This window comes from Sphingomonas sp. Leaf30, from assembly GCF_001422525.1.
Classification (GTDB): Bacteria; Pseudomonadota; Alphaproteobacteria; order Sphingomonadales; family Sphingomonadaceae; genus Sphingomonas; species Sphingomonas aerolata.
Genome location: NZ_LMKZ01000001.1, coordinates 126,055 through 149,362, shown reverse-complemented (window position 1 = coordinate 149,362; position 23,308 = coordinate 126,055). Strand labels below are relative to the sequence as shown.

General features: G+C 67.8%; 16 protein-coding genes. 5 read left to right on the top strand and 11 right to left on the bottom strand.

Annotation, left to right across the window (positions count from 1 at the left end; translation table 11 throughout):
- Positions 1-149 precede the first annotated feature (149 nt).
- The gene (locus ASE89_RS19505; protein WP_082451263.1) at positions 150-308 is read right to left on the bottom strand and encodes a DUF1674 domain-containing protein; all 159 of its coding nucleotides are present in this window, start codon (positions 306-308) and stop codon (positions 150-152) included.
- Between the two features lie 102 nt (positions 309-410).
- Here ASE89_RS19505 and ASE89_RS00680 point away from each other — a divergent pair, with 102 nt between their 5' ends.
- From ASE89_RS00680 to purH, 4 genes are all read left to right on the top strand, one after another.
- Positions 411-1,688, top strand: coding sequence for an RsmB/NOP family class I SAM-dependent RNA methyltransferase (locus ASE89_RS00680; protein ID WP_056673109.1), 1,278 nt, complete (start codon positions 411-413; stop codon positions 1,686-1,688).
- A gap of 71 nt (positions 1,689-1,759) precedes the next feature.
- Positions 1,760-2,419: a ribulose-phosphate 3-epimerase gene (gene rpe / locus ASE89_RS00675; RefSeq protein ID WP_031396295.1), complete on the top strand. Its 660-nt coding sequence runs from the start codon at positions 1,760-1,762 to the stop codon at positions 2,417-2,419.
- Positions 2,420-2,448: 29 nt separating this feature from the next.
- Positions 2,449-4,152: a heparinase II/III family protein gene (locus tag ASE89_RS00670; RefSeq protein ID WP_056675070.1), complete on the top strand. Its 1,704-nt coding sequence runs from the start codon at positions 2,449-2,451 to the stop codon at positions 4,150-4,152.
- Positions 4,153-4,444: 292 nt separating this feature from the next.
- Positions 4,445-6,007 carry a bifunctional phosphoribosylaminoimidazolecarboxamide formyltransferase/IMP cyclohydrolase gene (purH, locus tag ASE89_RS00665; protein WP_056673105.1) on the top strand — a complete coding sequence of 521 codons (1,563 nt, stop codon included), beginning with the start codon at positions 4,445-4,447 and terminating at the stop codon, positions 6,005-6,007.
- Between the two features lie 33 nt (positions 6,008-6,040).
- Here purH and ASE89_RS00660 read toward each other — a convergent pair whose 3' ends face one another.
- The 9 genes from ASE89_RS00660 to ASE89_RS00620 all read right to left on the bottom strand — a co-directional run bounded on the left by ASE89_RS00660 (position 6,041) and on the right by ASE89_RS00620 (position 20,331).
- Positions 6,041-7,558 carry a lipopolysaccharide biosynthesis protein gene (locus tag ASE89_RS00660; protein ID WP_056673101.1) on the bottom strand — a complete coding sequence of 506 codons (1,518 nt, stop codon included), beginning with the start codon at positions 7,556-7,558 and terminating at the stop codon, positions 6,041-6,043.
- A 118-nt stretch (positions 7,559-7,676) separates the two neighbouring features.
- Positions 7,677-10,451 (bottom strand): DNA polymerase I, encoded by a 2,775-nt coding sequence (polA, locus tag ASE89_RS00655; protein WP_056673098.1) that lies wholly within the window; start codon positions 10,449-10,451, stop codon positions 7,677-7,679.
- Positions 10,452-10,529: 78 nt separating this feature from the next.
- Positions 10,530-11,639 carry a serine hydrolase gene (locus ASE89_RS00650; RefSeq protein WP_192003302.1) on the bottom strand — a complete coding sequence of 370 codons (1,110 nt, stop codon included), beginning with the start codon at positions 11,637-11,639 and terminating at the stop codon, positions 10,530-10,532.
- 116 nt (positions 11,640-11,755) lie between these two features.
- Positions 11,756-13,333 (bottom strand): L-aspartate oxidase, encoded by a 1,578-nt coding sequence (nadB, locus tag ASE89_RS00645; RefSeq protein WP_031440868.1) that lies wholly within the window; start codon positions 13,331-13,333, stop codon positions 11,756-11,758.
- Positions 13,334-13,435: 102 nt separating this feature from the next.
- A complete protein-coding gene (locus ASE89_RS00640; protein WP_056673095.1) occupies positions 13,436-14,713 on the bottom strand; it encodes an MFS transporter in 1,278 nt (425 codons plus the stop codon).
- A 52-nt stretch (positions 14,714-14,765) separates the two neighbouring features.
- Complete coding sequence (locus ASE89_RS00635) at positions 14,766-16,016, bottom strand: arsenic transporter (RefSeq protein ID WP_056673094.1); 1,251 nt, start codon at positions 16,014-16,016, stop codon at positions 14,766-14,768.
- A 398-nt stretch (positions 16,017-16,414) separates the two neighbouring features.
- Complete coding sequence (gene xylA, locus ASE89_RS00630) at positions 16,415-17,722, bottom strand: xylose isomerase (protein ID WP_056673089.1); 1,308 nt, start codon at positions 17,720-17,722, stop codon at positions 16,415-16,417.
- A 9-nt stretch (positions 17,723-17,731) separates the two neighbouring features.
- On the bottom strand, positions 17,732-19,177 hold the full coding sequence (gene xylB / locus ASE89_RS00625) for a xylulokinase (protein WP_056673086.1): 1,446 nt from the start codon (positions 19,175-19,177) through the stop codon (positions 17,732-17,734).
- Entirely contained in the window at positions 19,177-20,331 is a 1,155-nt protein-coding gene (locus tag ASE89_RS00620) for a glycoside hydrolase family 43 protein (protein ID WP_056673083.1), read from the bottom strand. Before ASE89_RS00620 ends, xylB begins: the two co-directional genes overlap by 1 nt.
- Positions 20,332-20,609: 278 nt before the next feature.
- Here ASE89_RS00620 and ASE89_RS00615 point away from each other — a divergent pair, with 278 nt between their 5' ends.
- A complete protein-coding gene (locus tag ASE89_RS00615) occupies positions 20,610-21,695 on the top strand; it encodes a LacI family DNA-binding transcriptional regulator (protein ID WP_082451164.1) in 1,086 nt (361 codons plus the stop codon).
- Between the two features lie 57 nt (positions 21,696-21,752).
- Here ASE89_RS00615 and ASE89_RS00610 read toward each other — a convergent pair.
- Positions 21,753-23,308 (bottom strand): GMC oxidoreductase (locus ASE89_RS00610; RefSeq protein WP_156363300.1); only part of this gene is annotated, 1,556 nt, incomplete at its 5' end.

Sequence of the window (23,308 nt, the reverse complement as noted above, 5' to 3'; positions counted from 1 at the left end):
ACACAACCTCTGTCATTCCCGCGTAGGCGGGCATCCATAGGGGCGAAGCGTGCGGCCTCACCGCCGACAACCGGGAATATGGATCCCCGCCTGCGCGGGGATGACGGATGTGGAGCAGCGCTGGATCAGGCTTCGAAACGACGAAGCGATCAGAAGTCGATCGCCATGCCCTTCAGTTCCCAGTCGCCATAGCGCGTCGGGTCGCGCGGTTCGGGGTCCTTGTCGGGCGCGATCGGCTCGGGCTGTGGCACCGGTGTATCCTTCGACAGATAGGCGGGTGGCTTCACATGGTCGGGGCGCTGGCCCATCATGGCTCTCCGGATTGCGTGTTGGCGTCGTAACCGCCACATGGGGCGCGCCGTGCGACTTGCCAATGCAGCGCGCGGCACCCGAACGCGAAGGACCTTCTTATGCCCGACTACACGCACGCCCCCGAGCCGCTTGGCGTCCCCACCCGCCGCGCCGCGCTGCGCCTGCTCGACGCGGTGCTGCGTCGCGGGGAATCGCTCGAATCCGCGCTGCCCGCCGCGACCCGCGCGATCCACGGACCCGATCGCGGGCTTGCGCATGCGATCGCCGCCGAGACGCTGCGCCGGCTCCCCGATCTCGACGCGATGATCGATTCGGTCACCAAGACCAATCTGCCCGACGATGCGAAGGCGCGGATGGCGCTGCGGATCGCGCTCGTCCAGGTGCTGATCCTCGGTACGCCGTCGCATGCCGCGATCTCGACCGTGCTGCCGCTGGTCGATGGTGGCCCGCGCAAGCTGGTCCACGGCGTGTTCGGGACGCTGTTCCGCGCCAACATGCTGCTGCCCGAGGTGCCGACGCTGCCCGCTCCGGTCGAGCTGCGCTGGGAAGCCGCATGGGGCGAGGAGATGGTCGACGATGCGGGCCGTGCGATCGCCGCACCGCCGCCGCTCGACCTGACGATCGCCGACCCCGCCGAGACCGAAGGCTGGCGCGAAAAGCTCGGCGGCGAGAGCTTCATGCCCGGGCATCTGCGGCTCGGTGATCACGCCTCGGTCCCCGACATGGAGGGCTTTGGCGACGGCGCCTGGTGGGTGCAGGACATCGCCGCCTCACTGCCCGCGCGCTTGCTGGGCAAGGGGGAGGGCCATGTCCTCGATCTGTGCGCGGCGCCCGGCGGCAAGACGCTGCAGCTTGCTTCGGCAGGCTGGACCGTCACATCGGTCGACAATTCGCAGAGCCGGATCAAGCGTCTGCGCGAGAATCTCTATCGCACGCATCTGAAGGCCGAGGTGGTGAACGCCGACCTTCTCGAATGGGCGCCCGCCGAGCCCGCCGACGCGATCCTGATCGACGCGCCGTGCAGCGCGACCGGCATCTTCCGTCGCCACCCCGACGTGCTCCACCGCGTCCGCCCCTCGATCATCGCCGAGACCGCGGCGCTGCAGGCGCGGATCTTCGCGCGCGCGGCCGATTGGGTAAAGCCCGGCGGCACGCTCGTCTACGCGACCTGCTCGCTCGAACCGTCGGAGGGCGAGGCGCAGCTCGACGCGTTCCTCGCCGCGCGCAGCGACTATTCGATCGTGCCGGTCGACCAGGCCGAGCTCCCCGCCGGGATCACGCCGACCGACACTGGCACCGTCCGCACGCTGCCGGGCATGCTCGCCGAACACGGCGGTTGCGACGGCTTCTTCATCACCCGTCTGAAGCGCGCCTGATCATTCCTCCCCCGCTTTGGGGGAGGATTGAAGGCCTTCGCACCACGTGAATCCCCCGCTAGGACACATTCATGCAACCCGTCCGCATCGCCCCCTCGATCCTGTCCGCTGACTTCGCTAAACTGGGTGAGGAGGTCCGCGCCATCGATGCGGCCGGCGCCGACTGGATCCATATCGACGTCATGGACGGGCATTTCGTGCCCAACATCTCGTTCGGCCCCGCAGTCATGAAGTCGGTGCGCGGCGTCACCGCCAAGCCGTTCGACGTCCATCTGATGATCGCCCCCGTCGACGCGTATCTCGATGCGTTCGCGGAGGCCGGCGCGGACTGCATCACCGTGCATTACGAGGCGAGCCCGCACATCCACCGCTCGCTCCAGCACATCAAGTCGCTCGGCAAGCGCGCGGGCGTCGTGATCTGCCCCGGTACGCCGGCGAAGATGCTCGATTACCTGCTCGACATGGTCGACCTCGTGCTGGTGATGAGCGTCAATCCCGGGTTTGGCGGGCAGAGCTTCATCCCCAGCCAGCTCAAGAAGATCACCGCGATCCGGACGATGATCGAGAAGAGCGGTCGCATGATCGATCTCGAGGTCGATGGCGGTGTCGACGCCGAATGGGCGAAGCGCTGCATCGATGCGGGTGCGGACGCGCTGGTCGCGGGGACGTCGGTGTTTCGCGGGGGGCCGGCACAGTATGCCGCCAACATCGCGGCATTGAGGGGCGATTGACCGACCAGCCCGATCCCGTGACCGATCCAATGCTCGACGGTATCGACGAAGGACGTCGCCTGATCCGGCTCGGCGGCGACAACGGGCTGTCGCTCGCCGATCGGCTGGCGGAGCGGTTTCACCGCCTGACCTGGCGTACGCCGCTCCACGCCTTGCGGCTCAAGGGGCGCTATCCGCTCAAGCTGATCGCAGTCCCCGAGGATCCGGTGCTCGGCGACATCCCGCGGGGCACGATGCTGCTCGAGGGCCTGCTGTCGTTCCGCGGCGAGGCGCGCGATATCGAGACGCTCGATCTGGCAAAGCCGCTGCCCGGTCCCTTTGCCGACTATTTCCATAGCTTTGCCTGGCTGCGCGACCTGTCGACCGTCGCAACCCGCGCGCGCGGGGCACCGATCGCCGAATATCTGATGGGGCTGTGGCTGACCGCTTATGCCGACACGCCGGGCGGGATCGCGTGGCGGCCGGACCTCTGGGGCAGGCGGATCCTGTTCTGGACCGCGCATGCGCCGCTGATCCTGTCGTCGTCTGACCTCGTTTACCGCTCGAAGGTGCTGAACGCGCTCGCGCGGGGCGCGCTGCACCTTGATCGAAGCGCGGACAAGGTGCCCGCGGGCGCACCGCGGATCGCGGCATGGTGCGGCGTCGTCGCCGCCGGGCTGCTGATCCCGGGCGGCGACCCGCGCCGTGCGTTCGGCGAGGCCGGGCTGCTGCGCGCGCTCGGCACCGGGTTGTTCGACGATGGCGGTTCGGTCTCGCGCAGCCCGGCGATGCTGCTCGACTCGATCCAGCTCCTGACGCTGCTTCAGGACAGTTATCTGGCACGCAACCTGGCCTTGCCCGAACCCGTCGCGACGACGCTCACCAGGATGGTCGCGGCGCTGCTCGGCGTGACGCATGGCGATCTTGGACTGTCGAGCTGGCAGGGCGGGGGCCCCGCAAGCGAGACCCAGGTCGCCGCGGTGATCGAGGCGAGCGGCGTCCGGACCCGGCCGCTCCGCCAGGCGCGCGACTGGGGCTATCAGCGGCTGGCGGCGGCAACCTCGGTGCTGATCGTCGACGCCGCGCCGCCACCCGTCGCACGCCTGGTCGAAGGCGGGTGCGCTTCGACGCTCGCGTTCGAATTCTCCGATGGCCCGGCGCGGCTGGTCGTCAATTGCGGCGGCGCGCGGGCGGGGATCGCGCAATTGCCGCCGGCGATGGTCGAAGGTCTGCGGTCGACCGCCGCGCATTCGACGCTGACGATCGCCGACAGCAACTCGACCGCGATCCACGCCGACGGAACGCTCGGACGCGGCGTTGCCGAAGTGGAGCTGAGCCGGCAGGAATCGGAGGCGGCGAGCCGGATCGAAGCGAGCCATGACGGCTATGTCCGGCGCTGGGGATTCCTGCATCGCCGCCAGCTGATGCTGACCGGCGACGGCCGCGAGCTGCGCGGCGAAGACGCGCTGTTGCCCAAGGGCAGCAAGCGGCGCCTGGGCCTTTCGCTGTTCGCGATCCGCTTCCATCTGGGCGCAGGGGTGCAGGTGTCGCCGACCGCGGACGGTCTGGGCGCGATCCTCCGCCTGCCGGGCGGCGCGATCTGGCAGTTCCGCTGCCGCGGCGGTGCGCTGGTGGTCGAGGACAGCGTCTGGATCGACGCGGACGGCCGCCCGGTCGCGACGCAGCAACTGATGATCACTGGCGAGGCCGCGGCGGGCGGCGCGAGCGTGAGCTGGGCACTGAAAAAGGCCTGACACTTTCTCCGGCCAGATCACGACCCAATGGTCTTTTCATTTCCAGACACTGCCACCCCCCCGGCGAAGGCCGGGGTCCAGTTGCGAGGTGGTGCTGACAGGGGACAGCGCGTCGTTACGACGGCCTTTCCAACTGGACCCCGGCCTTCGCCGGGGAGGTGCTTCCTTTCGCGATGACTGGTCGAGACGCCACCTTCGAAGATCGCCGCGTTCCCGCACGCCCCCTGTTCCCAAACTCCAACCGACGCTAAGGCCCGCCGCACGGCGAAACCCGGATCACGAAAGACCTGTCATGACCAGCATCCCGATAAAGCGCGCACTCCTGTCCGTCTCCGACAAGACCGGGATCGTCGATCTCGGCACCGCGCTTGCGAGCCACGGTGTCGAGCTGGTGTCGACCGGCGGTACCGCCACCGCGCTGCGGGCGGCGGGGCTGACGGTGCGCGACGTGTCGGAGCTGACCGGCTTTCCCGAGATGATGGACGGCCGCGTCAAGACGCTGCACCCGATGGTCCATGGCGGGCTGCTCGCGGTGCGCGACGATGCGGGGCATGCCGCGTCGATGGAGGAGCACCAGATCGGCGCGATCGACCTCGTGATCGTCAATCTCTACCCGTTCGAGGCGACCGTCGCCAAGGGCGCGGACCGCGACACCGTGATCGAGAATATCGACATTGGCGGCCCCAGCATGGTGCGCTCGGCCGCCAAGAACCACGCCTATGTCGCGATCGTCACCGATCCTGCGGACTATGCGCTGGTCGCGGGCGGCAGCACGACGCTCGACGACCGCAAGCGCCTCGCCGCCAAGGCGTTCGCGACCACCTCTGCCTATGACTCGGCGATCGCGACCTGGTTCGGCACAGTCGACCAGGGCGAGCAGTTTCCGGCCACGCTGCCGATCACGCTCAAGCGCGGCGATGCGCTCCGCTACGGCGAGAACCCGCATCAGTCGGCGGCCTTCTACACCGCGACCGACGGCGTCCGCGGCATCGGTCAGGCGCGTCAGGTGCAGGGCAAGGCGCTGAGCTACAACAATCTCAACGACGCGGACGCCGCGCTCGAGCTCGTCGCCGAGTTCCGTGATGCCGCCCCCTCGGTCGTCATCGTCAAGCATGCCAATCCGTGCGGCGTCGCGACCGCCGCGACGCTCGAGGAGGCCTATGCCGCGGCGTTCGCCTGCGACACCGTGTCGGCGTTCGGCGGGATCATCGCGGTCAACCGCCGTCTCGATGTCGAGACCGCGCGCGCGATCACCGGCATCTTCACCGAAGTCGTCGTCGCACCCGATGCCGATGAGGAGGCGATCGCACTGTTCGCCGCGAAGAAGAATCTGCGTCTGCTTCTGACCGGCGACCTGCCCGATGCGGCGCGCGCAGGGCTCACCGCCAAGTCGATCGCGGGTGGCTGGCTCGTCCAGGGGCGCGACAACGGCACGCCCGGCGAATTGCAGGTGGTGACGAAGCGCCAGCCCACGCCGCAGGAACTCGCCGACTGCCGCTTCGCCTGGACCGTCGCCAAGCACACCAAGTCGAACGCGATCGTCTATGCCAAGGACGGCAGCACCGCAGGCATCGGTGCGGGGCAGATGAATCGCCTCGAATCCGCGCGCATCGCCGCGTGGAAGGCCAAGGATGCGGCGGACAAGGCGGGCTGGGCGACGCCGCGGACGATCGGCTCGGCGGTTGCCTCCGACGCGTTCTTCCCGTTCGCCGACGGGCTGCTCGCGGCGGTCGAGGCAGGCGCGACCGCGGTGATCCAGCCGGGCGGGTCGATCCGCGATGCCGACGTGATCGCGGCGGCGGACGAGGCGGGGCTGGCGATGGTGTTCACCGGGATGCGCCACTTCCGGCATTGATCGCCGGCGGCCCCCCGGCTTCGGGGGGCCGGATCAGCGGACCGGTGATCCGCTCCGCGGCAGCGTCGCTTCGCTGGGCTCGGGGGTCTTGGCGAACAGGGCACGGTCGGCGGGCCCGAACGCCCATTTCCACAGGATGAAGAGATAGGTCGCGGCGATCGCCGGCTCGCCGACCGCGAGTTCGACCCATTCGAGCCGCTTGGGCAGCGCGGTAAAGCCCGCGCCCACGACGATCGCGGCAAGCGCCGCCCAGACCAGCGGCCAGCGCCACGGCGAGACGCTCGCGCCGAGCAGGCTTCCAAGCAGCCGCGACTTGATCACCGAGGTCAGCGCGACCGAGATCATGAGCGCGATCGCGGGCCCTGCGGCCTGATAGTTGACCGGATAGCCAAGCCGGCGGATCGCGAAGATCAGCGCGAAGCTGAGGCCGATCTGGAAGGCGAGCATCACCGCCGAGATCATCAGATTGCGGTGCCGCGCGATATAGACGAGCGCGGATTCGCTGACCGCGCCGCTCGAGGCGAGGAATTCGGCGGTCAGCAGGAAGGCGAGCGCGGCGGTGCCAGCGACGAATTGCGGCCCGACCACGCCCATCACCGCCTCGCCGGGGATCGATCCCATCAGCGCGAGGCCACCCTGTGCCGCCATGATCCAGAACGCGACCTGGCGGACCTGGTTGGCGATCGCCGCGCGGTCGTTGACCGCAAGACTCTGCGTGATGACGGGGCCGAGGATCGGGTCGAAGCTTGTCTTAAGCTTCTGCGGCAGGCTCGCGACCTGTTGCGCCATATAATAGATGCCGACGACCTTGGGCTCGAACATCACGCCGAGGATGAAGCGGTCGACGTTGCGGCTGCCCCATTCGAGGATGTCCGCGCCCGCCAGCGGCACATTGGCGCGGGCGAGCGCGTAGAGCGGGCGCAGATGCGGCGACCAGCCGCGCGGCAGCCCGTAGCTGCGCACGAACGGCACGAGGCTGGCGATCAGCGCCGCAGTCATCGACGCGACATAGCTCAGCACGAGCCCGTCGCGGATCGTGAAATAGGAAAAGGCCCAGGCGGCGATCGAGATCGTCCACGGCTCGACCACCGCGCGCGCGGTGACCGCGGCCTTGACGTTCAGCCGATAGGCGAGTGCTGCCAGGCTGACGTCGGACCAGGCGACCGCGACGATGATGAGCGGCAGGAACCGGTCGAGCCCAGTGATCGCCGTATTGGGATACATGATCTCGGGGAAGGTGAAGAGCACCGCGCTCGCGATCAGCGACGCTACGAACGCCACCGCCATCGCATCCCACACGACATAGGCGTGCGGCCGCTCGGTGCTGCTCAGCGCCTGCGCGAGACCGCGCTTGAGCCCGAGCGTCGCCAGCAGCGCGGCGAGTTCGACCACCACGACCGCGATCGCGAATCGGCCGACCAGGTCCGGGCCGTAGATGCGGCCCGCGATGAACAGGAACGGGATGCGCGCGGCGAGGCGGAGGACGAAGCCCGCAATGTTGGTCCGACCGCCCTTGGCGAGCGTGTCGATGTCCTTGGTCGATTCGGTCACGGGCGGGCGCCGCTGGTGCGTCGCGCCGCGGCAAAGCCGTGTCGTCGGTCGGAGCAAGCGCTCCGCCGGCCGCGCTTGTGCGAGTCAGCCGGGCGTGGCCGGCTGCCGCCCTGCGCGATCAATGCGCTGCGCCCCAGCTCAGGCCGGTGCCGATCTCGATCCCCAGCGGCACGTCGAGCGTCACCGCCGGCTCGGCCGCGGACGCCATCACGCGTTCGATGACGGGCTTGGCCGCCTCGACATCGCCCTCGGGCAGTTCGAACACGAGTTCGTCGTGGACCTGAAGCAGCATGCGCACGTTCGGCAGCCCGGCTTCGAGCAGCGCCGGCCCCATGCGGACCATCGCGCGCTTGATGATGTCCGCGCTCGTCCCCTGGATCGGCGCGTTGATCGCGGCGCGCTCGGCGCCCTGGCGTTCGTGCTGGATCTTCGAGCGGATCCGCGGGAAATGCGTCTTGCGACCGAACAACGTCGTCGTGAACCCGGTCGCGCGGACGCTTTCGGTGGTGTCGACGATGTAGCTCGAGATGCCGGGGAAGCGATCGAAATAGCGGTCGATCATCGCCTGCGCTTCGTCCGCGCTCACGTCGAGCCGGCCGGCGAGCCCCCAGCGCGAGATGCCGTAGAGAATTGCGAAGTTGATCGTCTTGGCGCGGCCGCGCGTGTCGCGGTTGACCTCGCCGAACAGCTCCTGCGCGGTGAGGCTGTGGATGTCGTCGCCATTCGCGAACGCCTGCTTCAGCGCAGGGACGTTCGCCATGTGCGCGGCCAGCCGCAGCTCGATCTGCGAGTAGTCGGCGGCGAGAATGACGTTGCCGGGCTCGGCCACGAACGCGTCGCGGATCTGGCGGCCGATCTCGGTGCGGATCGGGATGTTCTGCAGGTTGGGATCGGTCGACGACAGCCGTCCAGTCTGCGCGCCCGTCAGCGAGTAGGACGTGTGGACGCGGCCCGTCGCGGGGTTTATCTGCGCCTGCAACGCATCGGTATAGGTCGATTTCAGCTTCGAGAGCTGGCGCCAGTCGAGCACCTTGCGCGCGATCACCGCGCCGGGCGAATCCTTGTCGGCGGCGATCCGCTCGAGTTCGGTGACGTCGGTCGAATAGACTCCGGACTTGCCCTTGCGGCCGCCCTTGATGCCCATCTTCTCGAACAGCACGTCGCCGAGCTGCTTGGGGCTGCCGATCGTGAAGGGGCCGCCGGCGAGTGCGTGAATCTCGGTCTCGAGGCTCGCCATCTGTGCGGCGAACTCGGTCGAGAGCTTCGACAGCTTCGCGGCGTCGACCTTGATCCCGTGCATCTCCATCTGCGCGATGACGGGGACAAGCGGGCGGTCGACCATCTCGTAGACGCGCGTCGAACCCTCGGCGGGCAGGCGGCGCTTGAACCGCCGCCACAGGCGCAGCGTCACGTCCGCGTCCTCCGCGGCATAATGGGTCGCGGCCTTGAGGTCGATTTCGTTGAAGCTGCGCTGCGACTTGCCGGTGCCGACCACGTCCTTGAACGCGATGCAGGTGTGCGAAAGGTGCGTCGCGGCAAGCTCGTCCATGCCGTGGCCGTGAAGCCCCGCGTCGAGATCGAAGCTCATCAGGATCGTGTCGTCGAACGGCGCGATCGTCACGCCACCGGTGGCCGCATAGGCGCGGGCCAGCACGATCATGTCGTATTTGAGATTATGGCCGATCTTGAGGATGCTCGGATCTTCCAGCAGCGGCTTCATCTTCGCGAGCACGACCGCGCGGTCGATCTGGACCGGGTTTTCCGCGAGCAGGTCCGTGCCGCCATGCGCGATGGGCACGTAGCAGGCGAGGTTCGGATGCAGCGCGAGGCTGATCCCAACCAGGTCCGCGCGCGTCGCGTCGATCCCGGTCGTCTCGGTGTCGATCGCGATCCAGCCCTGATGCTTCGCCAGCGTGATCCAGCGGTCGAGCGCCGCCTCGTCGACGACGGTCTCGTAATCGTCATGCTTGCATGGCTCGTCCGCGTCCATGTCCGCGACGACGGTCGACTCGGCGACCGGTGCTTCGGCGACGGCGGACAATTTGGCGATCAGCGACTTGAAGCCGTGATGATCAAGGAACGCGCGCAAGGGTGCGTCGGGGATGCCCTTGAGCTCGAGATCCTCGAGCGGCTCGGGCAGCGCGACGTCGCATCTGAGCGTGACGAGCACCTTCGACAGCCGCGCCATCTCGGCATGCTCGATCAGATTGTCGCGCAGCTTGCCCTTCTTCATGCCCTCGGCGGCGGCGAGCACCGATTCGAGATCGCCATGTTCGAGGATCAGCTTGGCAGCGGTCTTCGGGCCGACGCCGGGAACGCCCGGCACATTGTCGACGCTGTCGCCCATCAGCGCGAGCACGTCGCCGAGCTGCGATGGCGTGACGCCGTGGAATTTCTCCGCGACATGCTCCGCACCCAGCCGGCGGTTGTTCATCGTGTCGTACATGTCGAGCCCGGGCTCGATCAGCTGCATCAGGTCCTTGTCCGACGAGACGATCGTGACCGACCAGCCCTGCGCCAGCGCAGCCTTCGAATAACAGGCGATGATGTCGTCCGCCTCGAGCCCCTCGGTCTCGATGCACGGCAGCGAGAAGGCGCGCGTTGCGTCGCGGATCATCGGGAACTGGGGGACGAGATCCTCGGGTGGGGGCGGACGCTGTGCCTTGTACTTGTCATAGAGATCGTTGCGGAACGTCTTCGACGACTTGTCGAGAATGACCGCCATGTGCGTCGGGCCATCGGCCGCGTGGACCTCGTCCGCGAGCTTCCACAGCATCGTGGTATAGCCGTACACCGCGCCGACCGGCTCGCCATGCTTGTTGGTAAGCGGCGGCAGCCGGTGATAGGCGCGGAAGATATAGCCGGAGCCGTCGACGAGATAGAGATGGGGCATCGCGCGCGGTCTAGCGGATGCGCGCGCGCGGACCAATGGGCGAAGCGTGGTTGTTGGGTATCAGGTGTGAGGAAAATCTCAGACCGACGGGCGGGCGCCACCGGCATGCGCGGCGACCGCGGCGGCGACCGCCTGGATCAGCATCTGGCGTTCGCGGATCGGCCGCAGCGTGTCGCCGATCATCACCGCGATCGCATAGCGCTTGCCGTCGGGTGCGGTGAGAAGTCCGACATCGTTGAAGCCGGCGTTGCGGGGACCGAGATCCTGGCCGGTGCCGGTCTTGTGCGCGATCCGCCACCCCGCGGGCAGCGCGGCGCGCAGCCGGGCGCGGCCGGTGACCGACGCGCCCATCGTGTCGAGCAGGACCTGCGTCGAACTGGCGCTGAGCAATTCGCCCCGCGCGAGCCGGGCCAGCGCGTCCGCGATCGCGATCGGCGCGGCGCCATCGGGCGGATTCGCGACATAGGCGTCGAGTGCGGCGGCGCGGATCTGCGGATCGAGCCGTGCGCGCGCGACCGCAAACGCGTTACCGAGCGCATAGGCGGGTTGCCAGACGAGCCCCGCCGTCTCGCTCTGCAACAGCCGCTCGCCCGGACCGAAGCGGATCTCGCCCAGCTGTTTGCGCAGGATCATGCCGCGCACCGCGCGCGGGCCGCCGACATAGCTCAGCAGCCGGTCGTTCGCGGTATTGTCGCTATGCGTCAGCGCACGCCTGAGCAATTCGCCGACGGTGGTGTGATAGCCGTCGCCGGTGACGAGCATCGCGATCGGCTGATGGAACAGCGTCAGATCCTCCGCGCGGACGACGACCGGATCCTCGAGCTTCGCCTTGCCCTGGTCGCGCAGGTCGAGCAGCGTGATCGCGACCCAGAGCTTGCTGACCGATTGCTGCGGCAGGCGCTGGCGTCCGCCGGCCTCGACCGTCCAGCCCTCGTCCACCGCGCGGATCGCGATCCCCGCCTTGCCCGCAAAATCATGGTGTAAGGCGTCGATCGCGGTGACGAGCGGAGCGGGCGCGGCACGGGTGGCGCGTGCGGTGGGTAATGGGACCGGGATCGATACGCTGGTGGTCCCATCGCCCTGCGGCGCGGCGCCGGTCGCCCCGGGGCGTGACGTCGAGCCACAGCCGGTCAGCGCGAGCGCGATGCCGCCGGTCACGAAAAGACGCGCGAACCTGCCAAATGCCATGGGTGTCGGATATCCTGCGATAGCGCTATGATCCTGATACGGTCCGGATCGCCGCGATACGCCCCGCGCGGCCGGCTGCGACGAACTGCACGTCCGATGCGCCGGGACGCGGAACGTCAGGGCGTCAGGACCGTGTCGACCGCCTCCGGCAACATCTGCGGATAATCGAGCGTGTAGTGCAGGCCACGGCTTTCGTGACGATGTAGCGCCGAGCGGACGATCAGTTCGGCGGTCTGAAGCAGGTTGCGCAGTTCGATCAGGTCGGGCGTGACGCGGAAATGCTGGTAATATTCGGCGACCTCCTCGTTCAGCATCGCGATCCGGTGCTGCGCGCGTTCGAGCCTTTTGGTCGTGCGGACGATGCCGACATAATTCCACATGAAGCGGCGGATCTCGGTCCAGGTCTGCTTGATCACCACCTCCTCGTCGGAATCGGTGACGCGGCTTTCGTCCCAGGGGCGGATCGGCGGCGGCGGGGGCAGGCTGTCCCAATCGGCGGCGATGCTGTCCGCCGCGGCCTCGCCGAACACGAAGCATTCGAGCAATGAGTTCGACGCCAGCCGGTTCGCGCCGTGCAGCCCCGATTCGGTGCATTCGCCCGCCGCGTAGAGCCCGGGAAGGTCGGTCTTGCCATGCTCGTCGACGACGATCCCGCCACAGGTGTAATGCTGGGCGGGGACGACCGGGATCGGCTGCGTCGTCATGTCGATCCCGACCGTCAGCAGCTTTTCGTGAATGTTCGGAAAATGATGCCGGATGAAGTCGGCGGGCATGTGGCTGATGTCGAGATGGACGTAATCGAGCCCGTAGCGCTTGATCTCGGCATCGATCGCGCGCGCGACGATATCGCGCGGCGCCAGCTCCATCCGGACGGGATCATAATAGGTCATGAAACGCTTGCCGGTGGTCGGGTTGATCAACCGTCCGCCTTCGCCGCGCACCGCCTCGGTGATCAGGAAATTCTTGACCTCCAGATTGTAGAGGCAGGTCGGGTGGAACTGCATCATCTCCATGTTCGACACGCGCGCGCCCGCGCGCCAGGCCATCGCGATGCCGTCACCCGTCGCACCGCGTGGCGCGGTCGAGAACAGATAGGTGCGGCCCGCGCCCCCGGTCGCGAGGATCGTCGCGCGCGCCGTGTAGAGTGCGACGCGTCCGGTGCCGCGGTCGACCGCATAGACGCCCCAGACCCGGCCGGCGCCCGAATAGCGCATCTCGTGCCGCCCGGTGGCAAGGTCGATCGCGACCTGGTCGGGGACCAGCGTGATGTTGGGATGCGCCTCGGCGGCCCTCTGCAGCGCCTCCTGCACCGCCCACCCGGTCGCGTCGGCGACATGGACGATCCGGCGATGACTGTGGCCGCCCTCGCGCGTCAGGTGCAGCGCGTTCCCTTCGGTCTCGAACGGCACGCCGAGATGGGTGAGCCGTTCGATCGCGGCAGGGGCACCCTCGACCACCATCTCGACGATCCCGCGATCGTTCAGCCCGGCGCCGGCGACCATCGTGTCCTCGACATGATTCTCGAACGTGTCGCCGGGTTCGAGTACCGCGGCGATCCCGCCCTGCGCCCAAGCGGTCGACCCTTCGTTGAGCGCCCCCTTGGCGAGCACGGTGACGGTGAAACGGTCGGCGAGGGTGAGCGCGGCGGTCAGCCCGGCGGCGCCGGAACCGATGATGAGAATGTCGCTGGTCATGCGGCTCGGGATCCGGGGCAGGGGACAGGGTGATGCGGGGTCCTGCTGTTGCACGAAAGTGAGACCACAGGACAGGGGGGTGTTCCGATCGATCGCCCGGACTTATCCGCGCGCGCGCTTCTTCGTCTCGGGCATAGCGACCAGATAGAGCAGGAACCCGCATCCCGCGATCGCTGCTAGGGTGAGGAAGTTCGCGCTGTAGCCTGCCCAGACGATGATTGATCCCGCCAGCGTCGCCGACAGCGCCGCGCCAAGCCCCTGCGTCGTCGCGACCGCGCCCTGACTGACGTTGAACCGGCCGCTGCCTTCGGTCAGGTCGGCGATCACGACGGGGAACAGCGCGCCGAAAATGCCCGCGCCGACGCCGTCCAGTGCCTGCACGCCGACCAGCCAATAGGGGTCGTCGGACAGCGTGTAGAGCGCGCCGCGCGCGGCGAGGAATCCGAAGGCGACGAGGAACAGCGGCTTGGTGCCGAGCCGTTCGGCATGCCGGCCGACGAAGATCGCGACGGGCACCATCACGAGCTGTGCCGCGACGATGCACGCGGCGGTCAGCGACGTCGCCTGATCCTTGCCGACGGTGCGCGCGAGCAGCTGGCTGACCGAGGTCAGCATCGCGGCATTCGCCAGATGGAAGAGGAACGCGATCACCGCGAAGGTCATCAGCGGGCGGTTTTCGATCAGCGTCTTCCAGCCGCTCGGCTCGTCGCAGTCCGCATCGGGCTCGCAGTCGAGGCCACGCGCGACGGCATTGTCGATATCGTCGTTGTGGAGCCGCGTCGCGGTGACGATGCTGGCGACGGTCAGCGCGCCCATCAGCCAGAAGACCACGACCGGTCCGAACTTCCAAGCGAGCACGCCTGCAAGCCCGGCGGACACCGCATTGCCGGCATGGTTGAACGCCTCGTTACGGCCGACCCGCTTGGCGAACATCTTTGGCCCGACCAGACCGAGCGTGATCGCCGAGATTGCGGGGGCGAAGATCGCGCCCGCGACGGCGGCGACCGACTGGGTGATGGTCACCACGGTGAAGCCCGTGACGAACGGTAGCGATACGCTGGCCAACGTCACCAACAACGCTGCCACCATGACGATCCGCGGCTTGTTGCGGCTCTTGTCGATCAGGCTGCCGGCGGGCGTCTGCGCGATCAGGCCGACGATCCCGGCGATCGTCAGGACCAGCCCGACCGTCGCCTCGTTCCAGCCATGCGCGGGGCCGCGGACCGCGACCAGATAGATGGCGAGATAGGGCCCAAGCCCGTCGCGCACGTCGGCGAGGAAGAAGTTCAGCGCGTCGAGCGTACGTCCCGCCGGCGCATGACGGTGCGGGGCTTTGCAGCCGGGGGGGTGGGAGGGCAGGGAAGCGGAGAGGGTCGCCATGGTCGGTCCTTGGTCCTGGGAAAGAGGGGGCGGCAGAGAGGAGCGTCGAGGGTCAGCCGATCAGCAGGCGCGTGCCGAGCGCGGCGGCGAGCGCGGGAATCATCGTCACCGCGCCGACCTTCAGGAAGCGCAGGAAGCCGACATCAAGGCCTTCGCGGCGGATTGCCTGGAGCCAGAGGATCGTCGCGAGCGACCCGGTGATCGACAGGTTGGGGCCGAGATCGACGCCGATCAGCAGCGCATCGACGACGACGCGCGGCGGCTGCGCCTGCGCGACCGCGGTGCTCGCGATCAGCCCGGCGGGAAGATTGTTGACCAGGTTCGACCCGAAAGCGAGCAGGGTCCCCGCGGTCATCGCCGCGCGCGCCGGATCGGCGGCCTCTGCACGCAACCACGCCGCGACGTGGCCGATGACGCCGCTATGATCGAGCGCCTCGACCAGTACGAACAGCCCGGCGACGAGCGGCAGCACGCTCCACGACACGTCACGCACGACCATGAGGGGTGACATGCGGACCAGCAGGCAGATGGCGAGCGTCGTCGCGACCCCGGCGATGCAGGTCGGCAACCCCAGTTGCACGTCGAATGCCGAGGCCAGCAGCAGCACGACCGCCGTGACGACGATCCCCGCCAGCGCCGCCTTGCCGCCGATGGTCAGCGGCGTGCGCGCGATCTCCGTCTCGCATTGCCCGACGAGTCGTGCACGCTCGGTCCAGCGGAGCGCGCCATAGGTCACGACGATCGCCGCGACCGATGGCAGCGCGAACGACGCGAACCACTGGCCGAGCGGGGGCATCGTGCCGCCATAGAGCACGAGGTTCGCCGGATTGGAGATGGGCAGCACGAAGCTTGCCGCGTTGGCGATGAGCGCGCAGGCGAACAGCAGCGGCAGCGGATCCGCCTTGGCCTTGCGCGCGGCGGCATAGACGGCGGGCGTGAGCACGACCGCGGTGGCGTCGTTCGACAGAAAGGTCGTGGTGACGATCCCGGTGACATAGACGAGCGCGAACAGGCGGACGGGCGACCCCCGCGCGCCGCGCGCGGCGGTCGCGGCGATCCAGTCGAACAGGCCCTGCTGGCGCGCGGTCTCGCTGAGCAGCATCATGCCGATCAGGAAGAGATAGACGTCCATGCCCTTGCCGACCGCGGTCAGCCCGGCAGCGACCGGCAACAGACCCAGCGCGAGCAGCGCGACCGCGCCGGCGACCGCCCAGACCGCTTCGGGCAGGCGGAACGGGCGCGCGATCACCCCGGCCGTTGCCGCACCGCAGATTGCCCAGGTCAGACCAATCCCGGCGGTCACGCGCAGAGTCCGTCGCTGCTTCCAATGCGGCACCGATCCGGCGCGACACAGCAGCTATAATCGCCATAACGACCAGCATAGCCGGCCATCACCCTGGTCCTCGTCATGGTCTTTTCAGACTAGGCGGTGTGATCGGGAAGTGTTGTTGCCCTAATGATTGTATTACGCATCGATCCGGCCCCTGACATGACTTGCGGACAACTGGTGTCAGGCGCGACAACACAGCAGCAGGGGCAAAGGGCCCCGCCGCGATCGTGACAAATCGTTCATGTGGCAATCGGACCCGGATTGACGGGTTTATTGCCTGTTCCCAGCGGCTTGATTGCAGCGGCTGGGCGGCGAGCGGCGGCAAGGCCGGGGCCCGTCCGTCAGGACGTGGCCCCGGCGTCGCGGGTCGATCAGAGGAAGCGGTTGATCAGGTTTTCGAGGCGTTCCTGCTGGCCCGAAACCGGCTTCGGATCAATGTCGCGCTCGACCGCAAGATCGGCGATACCGGCCAGATCGAGCCCGCCGATCGTGCTGCCGAAGTCACCGTCCCAGCCGGCATAGCGCTTGGCCTTGATCACATCGACCCGACCATCCTCGATGATCGCGGCAGCGGCGAGCAGGCCCTTCGCGACGACGTCGATGCCGCCGACATGGCCGTAGAACAGGTCGGCCGCGTCCATGCTCTGGCGCCGGACCTTGGCGTCGAAGTTGAAGCCGCCGGTGGTGAAGCCGCCGCCGCGCAGGATCTCGACCATCGCCAGCGTCAGTTCCTCGACCGAATTGGGGAACTGGTCGGTATCCCAGCCATTCTGCGGATCGCCGCGATTGGCATCGATCGACCCGAAGATGCCGAGCGCGTTGGCGGTCGCGATCTCGTGTTCGAAGGTATGCCCCGACAGCGTGGCGTGGTTCGCCTCGATGTTGACGCGCACCTCGTTCTCGAGCCCGTAGCGCTTGAGGAACCCGTACACCGTCGCGGTGTCGAAGTCGTACTGATGCTTGGTCGGCTCGTGCGGCTTGGGTTCGATCAGGATCGTGCCGGTGAAGCCGATCTTGTGCTTGTGCTCGACGACCAGGCTGAGGAAGCGGCCGAAATTGTCGAGTTCGCGCTTCATGTCGGTGTTGAGCAGCGTCTCATAGCCTTCGCGACCGCCCCACAGCACGTAGTTCTGGCCGCCGAGGCGATGCGTCGCCTCGAGCGCGTCGCGGACCTGCAGCGCGGCAAAGGCATAGACTTCGGGATCGGGGTTGGTCGACGCGCCCGCGGCATAGCGCGGATGGCTGAACGCGTTGGCGGTGCCCCAAAGCAGCTTGCGGCCCGACGCGGCCTGGAGCTGTTCGAGATGGTCGACGGCTTCGGCGAAGAAGCGGCGATGCTCGGTCACGTTGGCGGCATCCGCCATGACGTCGACGTCGTGGAAGCAGTAATAGGGCACGTCGAGCTTCTTGAAGAAGTCGAACGCGACCTCGCGCTTGTGCGCCGCGGCGGCCGAATCGTTGGCGCCGGCATGCCAGGGGCGGTTGAACGTGCCGCCGCCGAACACGTCCGACCCCGGCCAGCAGAAGGTGTGCCAGAAGCACGCGGCGAAGCGCAGATGCTCCTCCATCGTCTTGCCGAGCACGACCTTGCTCTTGTCATAATAGCGATAGGCGAGCTCGTTGCTGCTGTCGGGGCCCTCATATTTGATCTGGGGGATATCGGCGAAGAAGTCGGACATCGGGTATTCCTATGACTTGGGGGTGATACGGGAATAGGCCTGGCGGAACGCCGCCTTTTTCTCGGCGAGCGCGGCGACGAGGGCGGGGTCGGGAGCGATGCGGTGCGACACGGGCGGTGCGACGCAGACGGTCGCGGGATCGCCGCCATCGACACCGAGCTGCGCGAGCCGCGCGGCGCCGAGCGCGGGGCCGACCTCGCCGCCCTGGAGATAGACGAGTTCGACCTCCATCGCCGCGGCGAGCACCGCGCCCCAGTAGCGCGAGCGCGCGCCGCCGCCGATGACCGCGAGGCGTTCGACCGTCGTCCCCGCCGCGCGCAGCACGTCGAGCCCGTCGGCGAGCGCGAAGGCGACGCCCTCGAGCACCGCCTGCGACAGCCGGCCGGCATCGGTGTCGTTGTCGAGCCGGAGGAACGCGCCGCGGACCTCGGCATCATTGTGCGGCGTACGCTCGCCCGACAGATAGGGGAGGAAGATCTCGGGGCCGCTGGCGGGACCGGCGGCTTCCGCGCGTGCGAACAGGTCGGCCGGGCCGGTCGCGCCGGTGATCCTCGCCACCCAGTCGATGCACGACGCGGCCGACAGATGGACCGACATCTGGTGCCACATGCCCGGCAGCGCATGGCAGAAGGCATGGACCGCGCTATCAGCGTTGGGACGGAAGTCCTTGGTCGCGACGAAGATCACCCCCGAGGTGCCGAGCGAGAGCAGTGCATCGCCGTCCGCGACCACGCCGACGCCGACCGCACCCGCGGCATTGTCGCCACCCCCCGCCGCGACGGGGACCGGCGGCATGCCCCAGAGTTCGGCGACCTCGGCGGTCAGCGTGCCGGTGATCTCGGAGCCTTCGTACAGCCGTGGCATCTGCGCCTGCGTCAGTCCGCACGCGGCCAGCAGCGCGTCGCTCCAGCTCCGCGCGGCGACGTCGAGCCACAGGGTCCCTGCGCTGTCCGACAGGTCGGATGCCTTGTCGCCGGTCATCAGCAGGCGGACATAGTCCTTGGGCAGCAGCACGGTCGCGATCTTTGCGAAGATCTCGGGCTCATGCTCGCGCACCCAGAGCAGCTTGGGCGCGGTGAAGCCCGGCATCGCGATGTTGCCCGCGATTGCGCGCAGATCGGGCACCGCACGCTCCATCGCTTCGCACTCAGCAAAGCTGCGGCCGTCGTTCCACAGGATCGCGGGGCGTAAAGGGCGGTCGTCGGCGTCGAGCAGGGTCGCGCCGTGCATCTGCCCGGCAAGCCCGACGCCGCGGACCGAACGGCGGACGGCCGGGTCGATCGCCTGGACCGCCGCGGTGGTCGCATGCCACCACGCATCGGGATCCTGTTCGGACCAGAGCGGATGCGGCCGCTGGACGCTCAGCGCGGCAACGCCCTGGCCGACGACGCTGCCGGCCTCGTCGAGCACCACGGCTTTTACGCCGGAGGTGCCGATGTCGATTCCCAGGAACATCAGTTGACGAACGGATCGATGGTGGGGATCGAGCCGTCGGGCGCGAACTTCAGCTCGGTCACCTTGACGTTGCGCAGGTGGTTCTTGTTGCTCAGCTGCGTGTCCGCATAGAACAGCCACCATTTCTTGTTCCACTCGATGATCGAATGGTGGCTCGTCCAGCCCTGCACCGGCTTCAGGATATGCCCCTTGTAGGTGAACGGCCCGTACGGGTTGTCGCCGGTCGCATAGTTCAGGAAGTGCGTGTCGCCGGTCGAGTAGGTGTAGTAATATTTGCCGCCGCGCTTGAAGACCCAGGAGGCCTCGAAGAAGCGCCGCTCATGATCGCCGCCGAGCACGGGCTTGCCGGCCTCGTCGAGGATCTGGACGTCGCGCGGCGTCTCGGCAAAGCTCTTCATGTCGGGGTTCAACCGCGCGATCTTGCCCGACAGCGCGGGCTGGTCGTCCTGGCCGAGATCGGTGTCGGAGCCGTTGGGATCGAACTTGCCGTCCTTCCAGCGCTGCAGCTGGCCGCCCCAGATGCCGCCGAAATACATGTAGCTGGCGCCGTTCGCGTCGGTGAACACCGCGGGATCCATCGAGAAGCTGCCCGCGATCGGCTTGGGGTCCGCCTTGAACGGGCCGACCGGGCTCTTCGAGGTCGCGACGCCGATGCGGAAGGTGCCGAGCCCGTTCTTGTCGAGCTGTTTGTCGCGTACCGGGAAATACAGATAATAGGTGCCGTTCTTATAGGCCGCGTCGGGCGCCCACATCTGCTGCGACGCCCAGGGCACGTCCTTCACGTCGAGCGCGACGGGGTTCACCTTCACCGGCCCGCCGATCCGGTCCATCGACAGCACGCGGTAATCGCGCATCGCATATTGGTTGCCCAGATCGTCGTCGGCGGTCGTCACGTCGATGTCGTGGCTCGGATAGACGTAAATCTTGCCGTTGAAGACATGCGCGGACGGGTCAGCGGTGTAGATGCTGGTGACCAGCGGCTGCGACAGATAGCGCTTGCCCTCGGGGCTGCGCGGTTCGCCCTGCGGCTTGGCGGCGGACTGTGCCGTCGCGGCCCCGCCCGTGAACAGCGCGGGTGCGAGACCCGCCAGAACGGGAATGACCAGAGCGGAGACGGCCAGCAACGGGACCGCGCGCGCACGGCGGGCGGGCATGGGGAAACGGAGGCGCATGACCTTAATGATCCTTCCTAAGAGCTGGTCTTCTACGAGACCTGTCCTCCGCCGGGGCGGGAGATAGCGCTATCATATCCCTCTCGTGCGCCGGAGCAAGGGGGTTCCGCATCGTCGCGCACGAAAAATACCCCATGAAAAGAATGGCAGGCGTCTCGCAACGGGGCGAGTCGTCGATCGAGGCCCGACGACGATAACCGACTCGGGATCGGATCGCGTGGGGCTTTGCCGCGTCAAGGGGGTGCGCTAACGGTTGGTACATGAACACTTCCTCGATCGGCCGCGTCAAGACGTCGCGGCGCACCGGCGGCGCGCCGACCATCAGCGACGTCGCGCGACTCGCCGGGGTCTCGCCGATGACCGTGTCGCGCGTGATCAACGGCACGAGCAATGTGCGCGCCGCGACGCGCGACGCGGTGACTCACGCGATCGCGACGCTGAACTATGCGCCCAACCCGGCCGCGCGCAGCCTGGCCGGGGCGGGGCAGGTCCGCATCGGCCTGCTGTACAGCAACCCGAGCGCGGGCTTTCTCAGCGAGTTCCTGCTCGGCAGCCTCGACCAAGCCGCGCGCAGCGACGTGCAGATCATCATCGAGAAATGCGACCTGGGCGAGCACGAGATCGCGGTGACGCGTCACCTGATCGAGGGCGGGATCGACGGCATCATCCTGCCGCCGCCGCTGTGCGAGGCGGATGCGGTGCTCGACCTGCTGGCGGCGGCACAGGTCCCGACCGTGTCGCTAGCGAGCGGTCTGCCCGTGCCCGACATGCTGGCGATCCGCATCGACGACCGCGAGGCGGCGCTGACGATGACTCGGCACATCATCGCGCTGGGCCATCGTCGGATCGGCTTCATCACTGGCAATCCTAATTTGTCGTCGAGCGCGCGCCGGCTCGAAGGCTATGCGGCGGCGCTGGACGAGGCCGGGATCGCGCGCGACGAGTCGCTGATCGCGCACGGGCTGTTCACCTACCGATCGGGGCTCGATGCGGCCGAGACGCTGCTGGGGCTCGCCGAGCAGCCATCGGCGATCTTCTCGTCGAACGACGACATGGCGGCTGCGACGGTCGCGGTCGCGCATCGGCGCGGGCTCGACGTGCCGGGCGACCTGACGGTGTGCGGGTTCGACGACACGACTTTGTCGACCGCGATCTGGCCCGAATTGACGACGATCCACCAGCCGATCGCGGACATGGCGCGGTCGGCGGTCGAAATGCTCGCCTCGACCATCCGCCGGTCGCAGGCGATCGATCCGCAGGACCGGCACAAGACGTTCGATTTCACGCTGATCCGGCGCCAGTCCGACTCGGCACCGCGGCGCAGGCCCAAAGTCTCCGTCGACTGATCCGCCACGTGCCACCCGTTAATGATAGCGATATCATAAACGGGTGGCGGGGGCCGATCAGGCGCGGGTGCGCTGCTTCACCGCGTGATCGGCGGCGCGTGCGGTCAGTGCCATGAAGGTGAGCGACGGATTGACGCAGGAGGCCGAAGCCATCTGCGCGCCGTCGGTGACGTAGAGGTTGGTGGCCTCGTGCGCGCGGCTCCACGCGTCGAGCACCGAGGTGCGCGGATCGCGCCCCATGCGCGCGCCGCCCATCTCGTGGATCGCGTCACCGGGGACGTGCTCCTGTTCCGAACTCTTGACGTTGGTCAGCCCGGCACCGCGGAGCATCGCCTCACCCTGCGCCCGCGCATCGGCCATCATCTTGAGTTCATTGTCGTGGAAGCGCACGTCGAACCGGAGCAGCGGCACGCCGAACCGGTCGACCTTCGACGCATGCAGCGACACATGGTTGTCGGCATAGGGCAGGCATTCGCCGAACGCGCCCATGCTGAAGTGCCACGGCGCATAGTTGCGCATCCCGTGCTTCATCGATGCGCCGAACCCGACGGGTGCCGCGGGCGTGCGATAGGCGCCGCCCTGATAGCCATAGCCGCGCTTGAAGCCGACACCGTCGTCGCCGCCGATGTTGCGGAAGCGCGGGATATAGACGCCCCCCGGGCGGCGGCCATATTCGATGAACTCCTGCATCCCGCCGATCTCGCCGTCGACCCCGACGCGGAAGATATGGTCCATCACATAGCGGCCGAGCGTGCCGCTCGTGTCGAAATGGCTGCGATCGCTGCCCGCCGGACGCGAATTGAGCAGGATTTGCGTCGATGCCATCGCCGAAGCGCAGAGGAAGACGAGGTCGGCCTGGACCGACTGCGCCTGGCCGGTCTTGGTATCGATGTAGCGGACGCCGGTCACGCGCTTGGCCTTGGGATCATAATCGAGGCTGGTGACGACCGCGTCCGATTGCAGCGTGAGCCGGCCGGTCGCGCGCGCCGCGGGCAGCGTCACCGCCTGGGTCGAGAAATAGGCGCCGAACGAGCAGCCATTGCTGCACTGGTTACGGAACTGGCATTTGGTCCGGTTCTGCTCGGGCTTGTCCTCGGTCATGTTGGACAGGCGCGTGTTGATCAGCTTGCGACCGGGGAAGCGGCTCTCCAGATTCTGCTTCAGCCACTTTTCCGCGACGTTCATCGGGATGGGTGGCTGGAATTCGCTGTCCGGCAGATAGGGCAGATTCTCGCGCGAGCCGGACACGCCGATATATTTCTCGACATAGCTGTACCAGGGCGCGACGTCGCCATAGCGGATCGGCCAGTCGCCATCGATTCCGTCGCGCTTGTTCGCCTCGAAATCCTCTTCGCTCCACCGGAAGCACCAGCGCCCCCAGATCAGCGACTTGCCGCCGACCGCCGCGGGCCGGATCCAGTAGAATTTGCTGCCCTCGTCATAGGCATAAGGGTTCAGCCGGTCGTCATTGTAGAAGGCGCGGTTGCTGGGTGCGACATAGCCGTGCTTGGCGATGAAATAATCGCTTTTGACGAGCGCCGGGGGCATGATGTTGCGCGCGGGCACCTCGTAGGCGGGCTTGCCGTCATAGGCATAGCCTTCGCCGTGCTCGA

Bases quoted from the DNA above. Each gene is read 5' to 3' on its own strand.
- ASE89_RS19505 (WP_082451263.1), bottom strand. From the start codon at position 308: ATGGGCCAGCGCCCCGACCATGTGAAGCCACCCGCCTATCTGTCGAAG.
- ASE89_RS00680 (WP_056673109.1), top strand. From the start codon at position 411: ATGCCCGACTACACGCACGCCCCCGAGCCGCTTGGCGTCCCCACCCGC.
- rpe (WP_031396295.1), top strand. From the start codon at position 1,760: ATGCAACCCGTCCGCATCGCCCCCTCGATCCTGTCCGCTGACTTCGCT.
- ASE89_RS00670 (WP_056675070.1), top strand. From the start codon at position 2,449: ATGCTCGACGGTATCGACGAAGGACGTCGCCTGATCCGGCTCGGCGGC.
- purH (WP_056673105.1), top strand. From the start codon at position 4,445: ATGACCAGCATCCCGATAAAGCGCGCACTCCTGTCCGTCTCCGACAAG.
- polA (WP_056673098.1), bottom strand. From the start codon at position 10,451: ATGCCCCATCTCTATCTCGTCGACGGCTCCGGCTATATCTTCCGCGCC.
- ASE89_RS00650 (WP_192003302.1), bottom strand. From the start codon at position 11,639: ATGGCATTTGGCAGGTTCGCGCGTCTTTTCGTGACCGGCGGCATCGCG.
- nadB (WP_031440868.1), bottom strand. From the start codon at position 13,333: ATGACCAGCGACATTCTCATCATCGGTTCCGGCGCCGCCGGGCTGACC.
- ASE89_RS00640 (WP_056673095.1), bottom strand. From the start codon at position 14,713: ATGGCGACCCTCTCCGCTTCCCTGCCCTCCCACCCCCCCGGCTGCAAA.
- xylA (WP_056673089.1), bottom strand. From the start codon at position 17,722: ATGTCCGACTTCTTCGCCGATATCCCCCAGATCAAATATGAGGGCCCC.
- xylB (WP_056673086.1), bottom strand. From the start codon at position 19,177: ATGTTCCTGGGAATCGACATCGGCACCTCCGGCGTAAAAGCCGTGGTG.
- ASE89_RS00620 (WP_056673083.1), bottom strand. From the start codon at position 20,331: ATGCCCGCCCGCCGTGCGCGCGCGGTCCCGTTGCTGGCCGTCTCCGCT.
- ASE89_RS00615 (WP_082451164.1), top strand. From the start codon at position 20,610: ATGAACACTTCCTCGATCGGCCGCGTCAAGACGTCGCGGCGCACCGGC.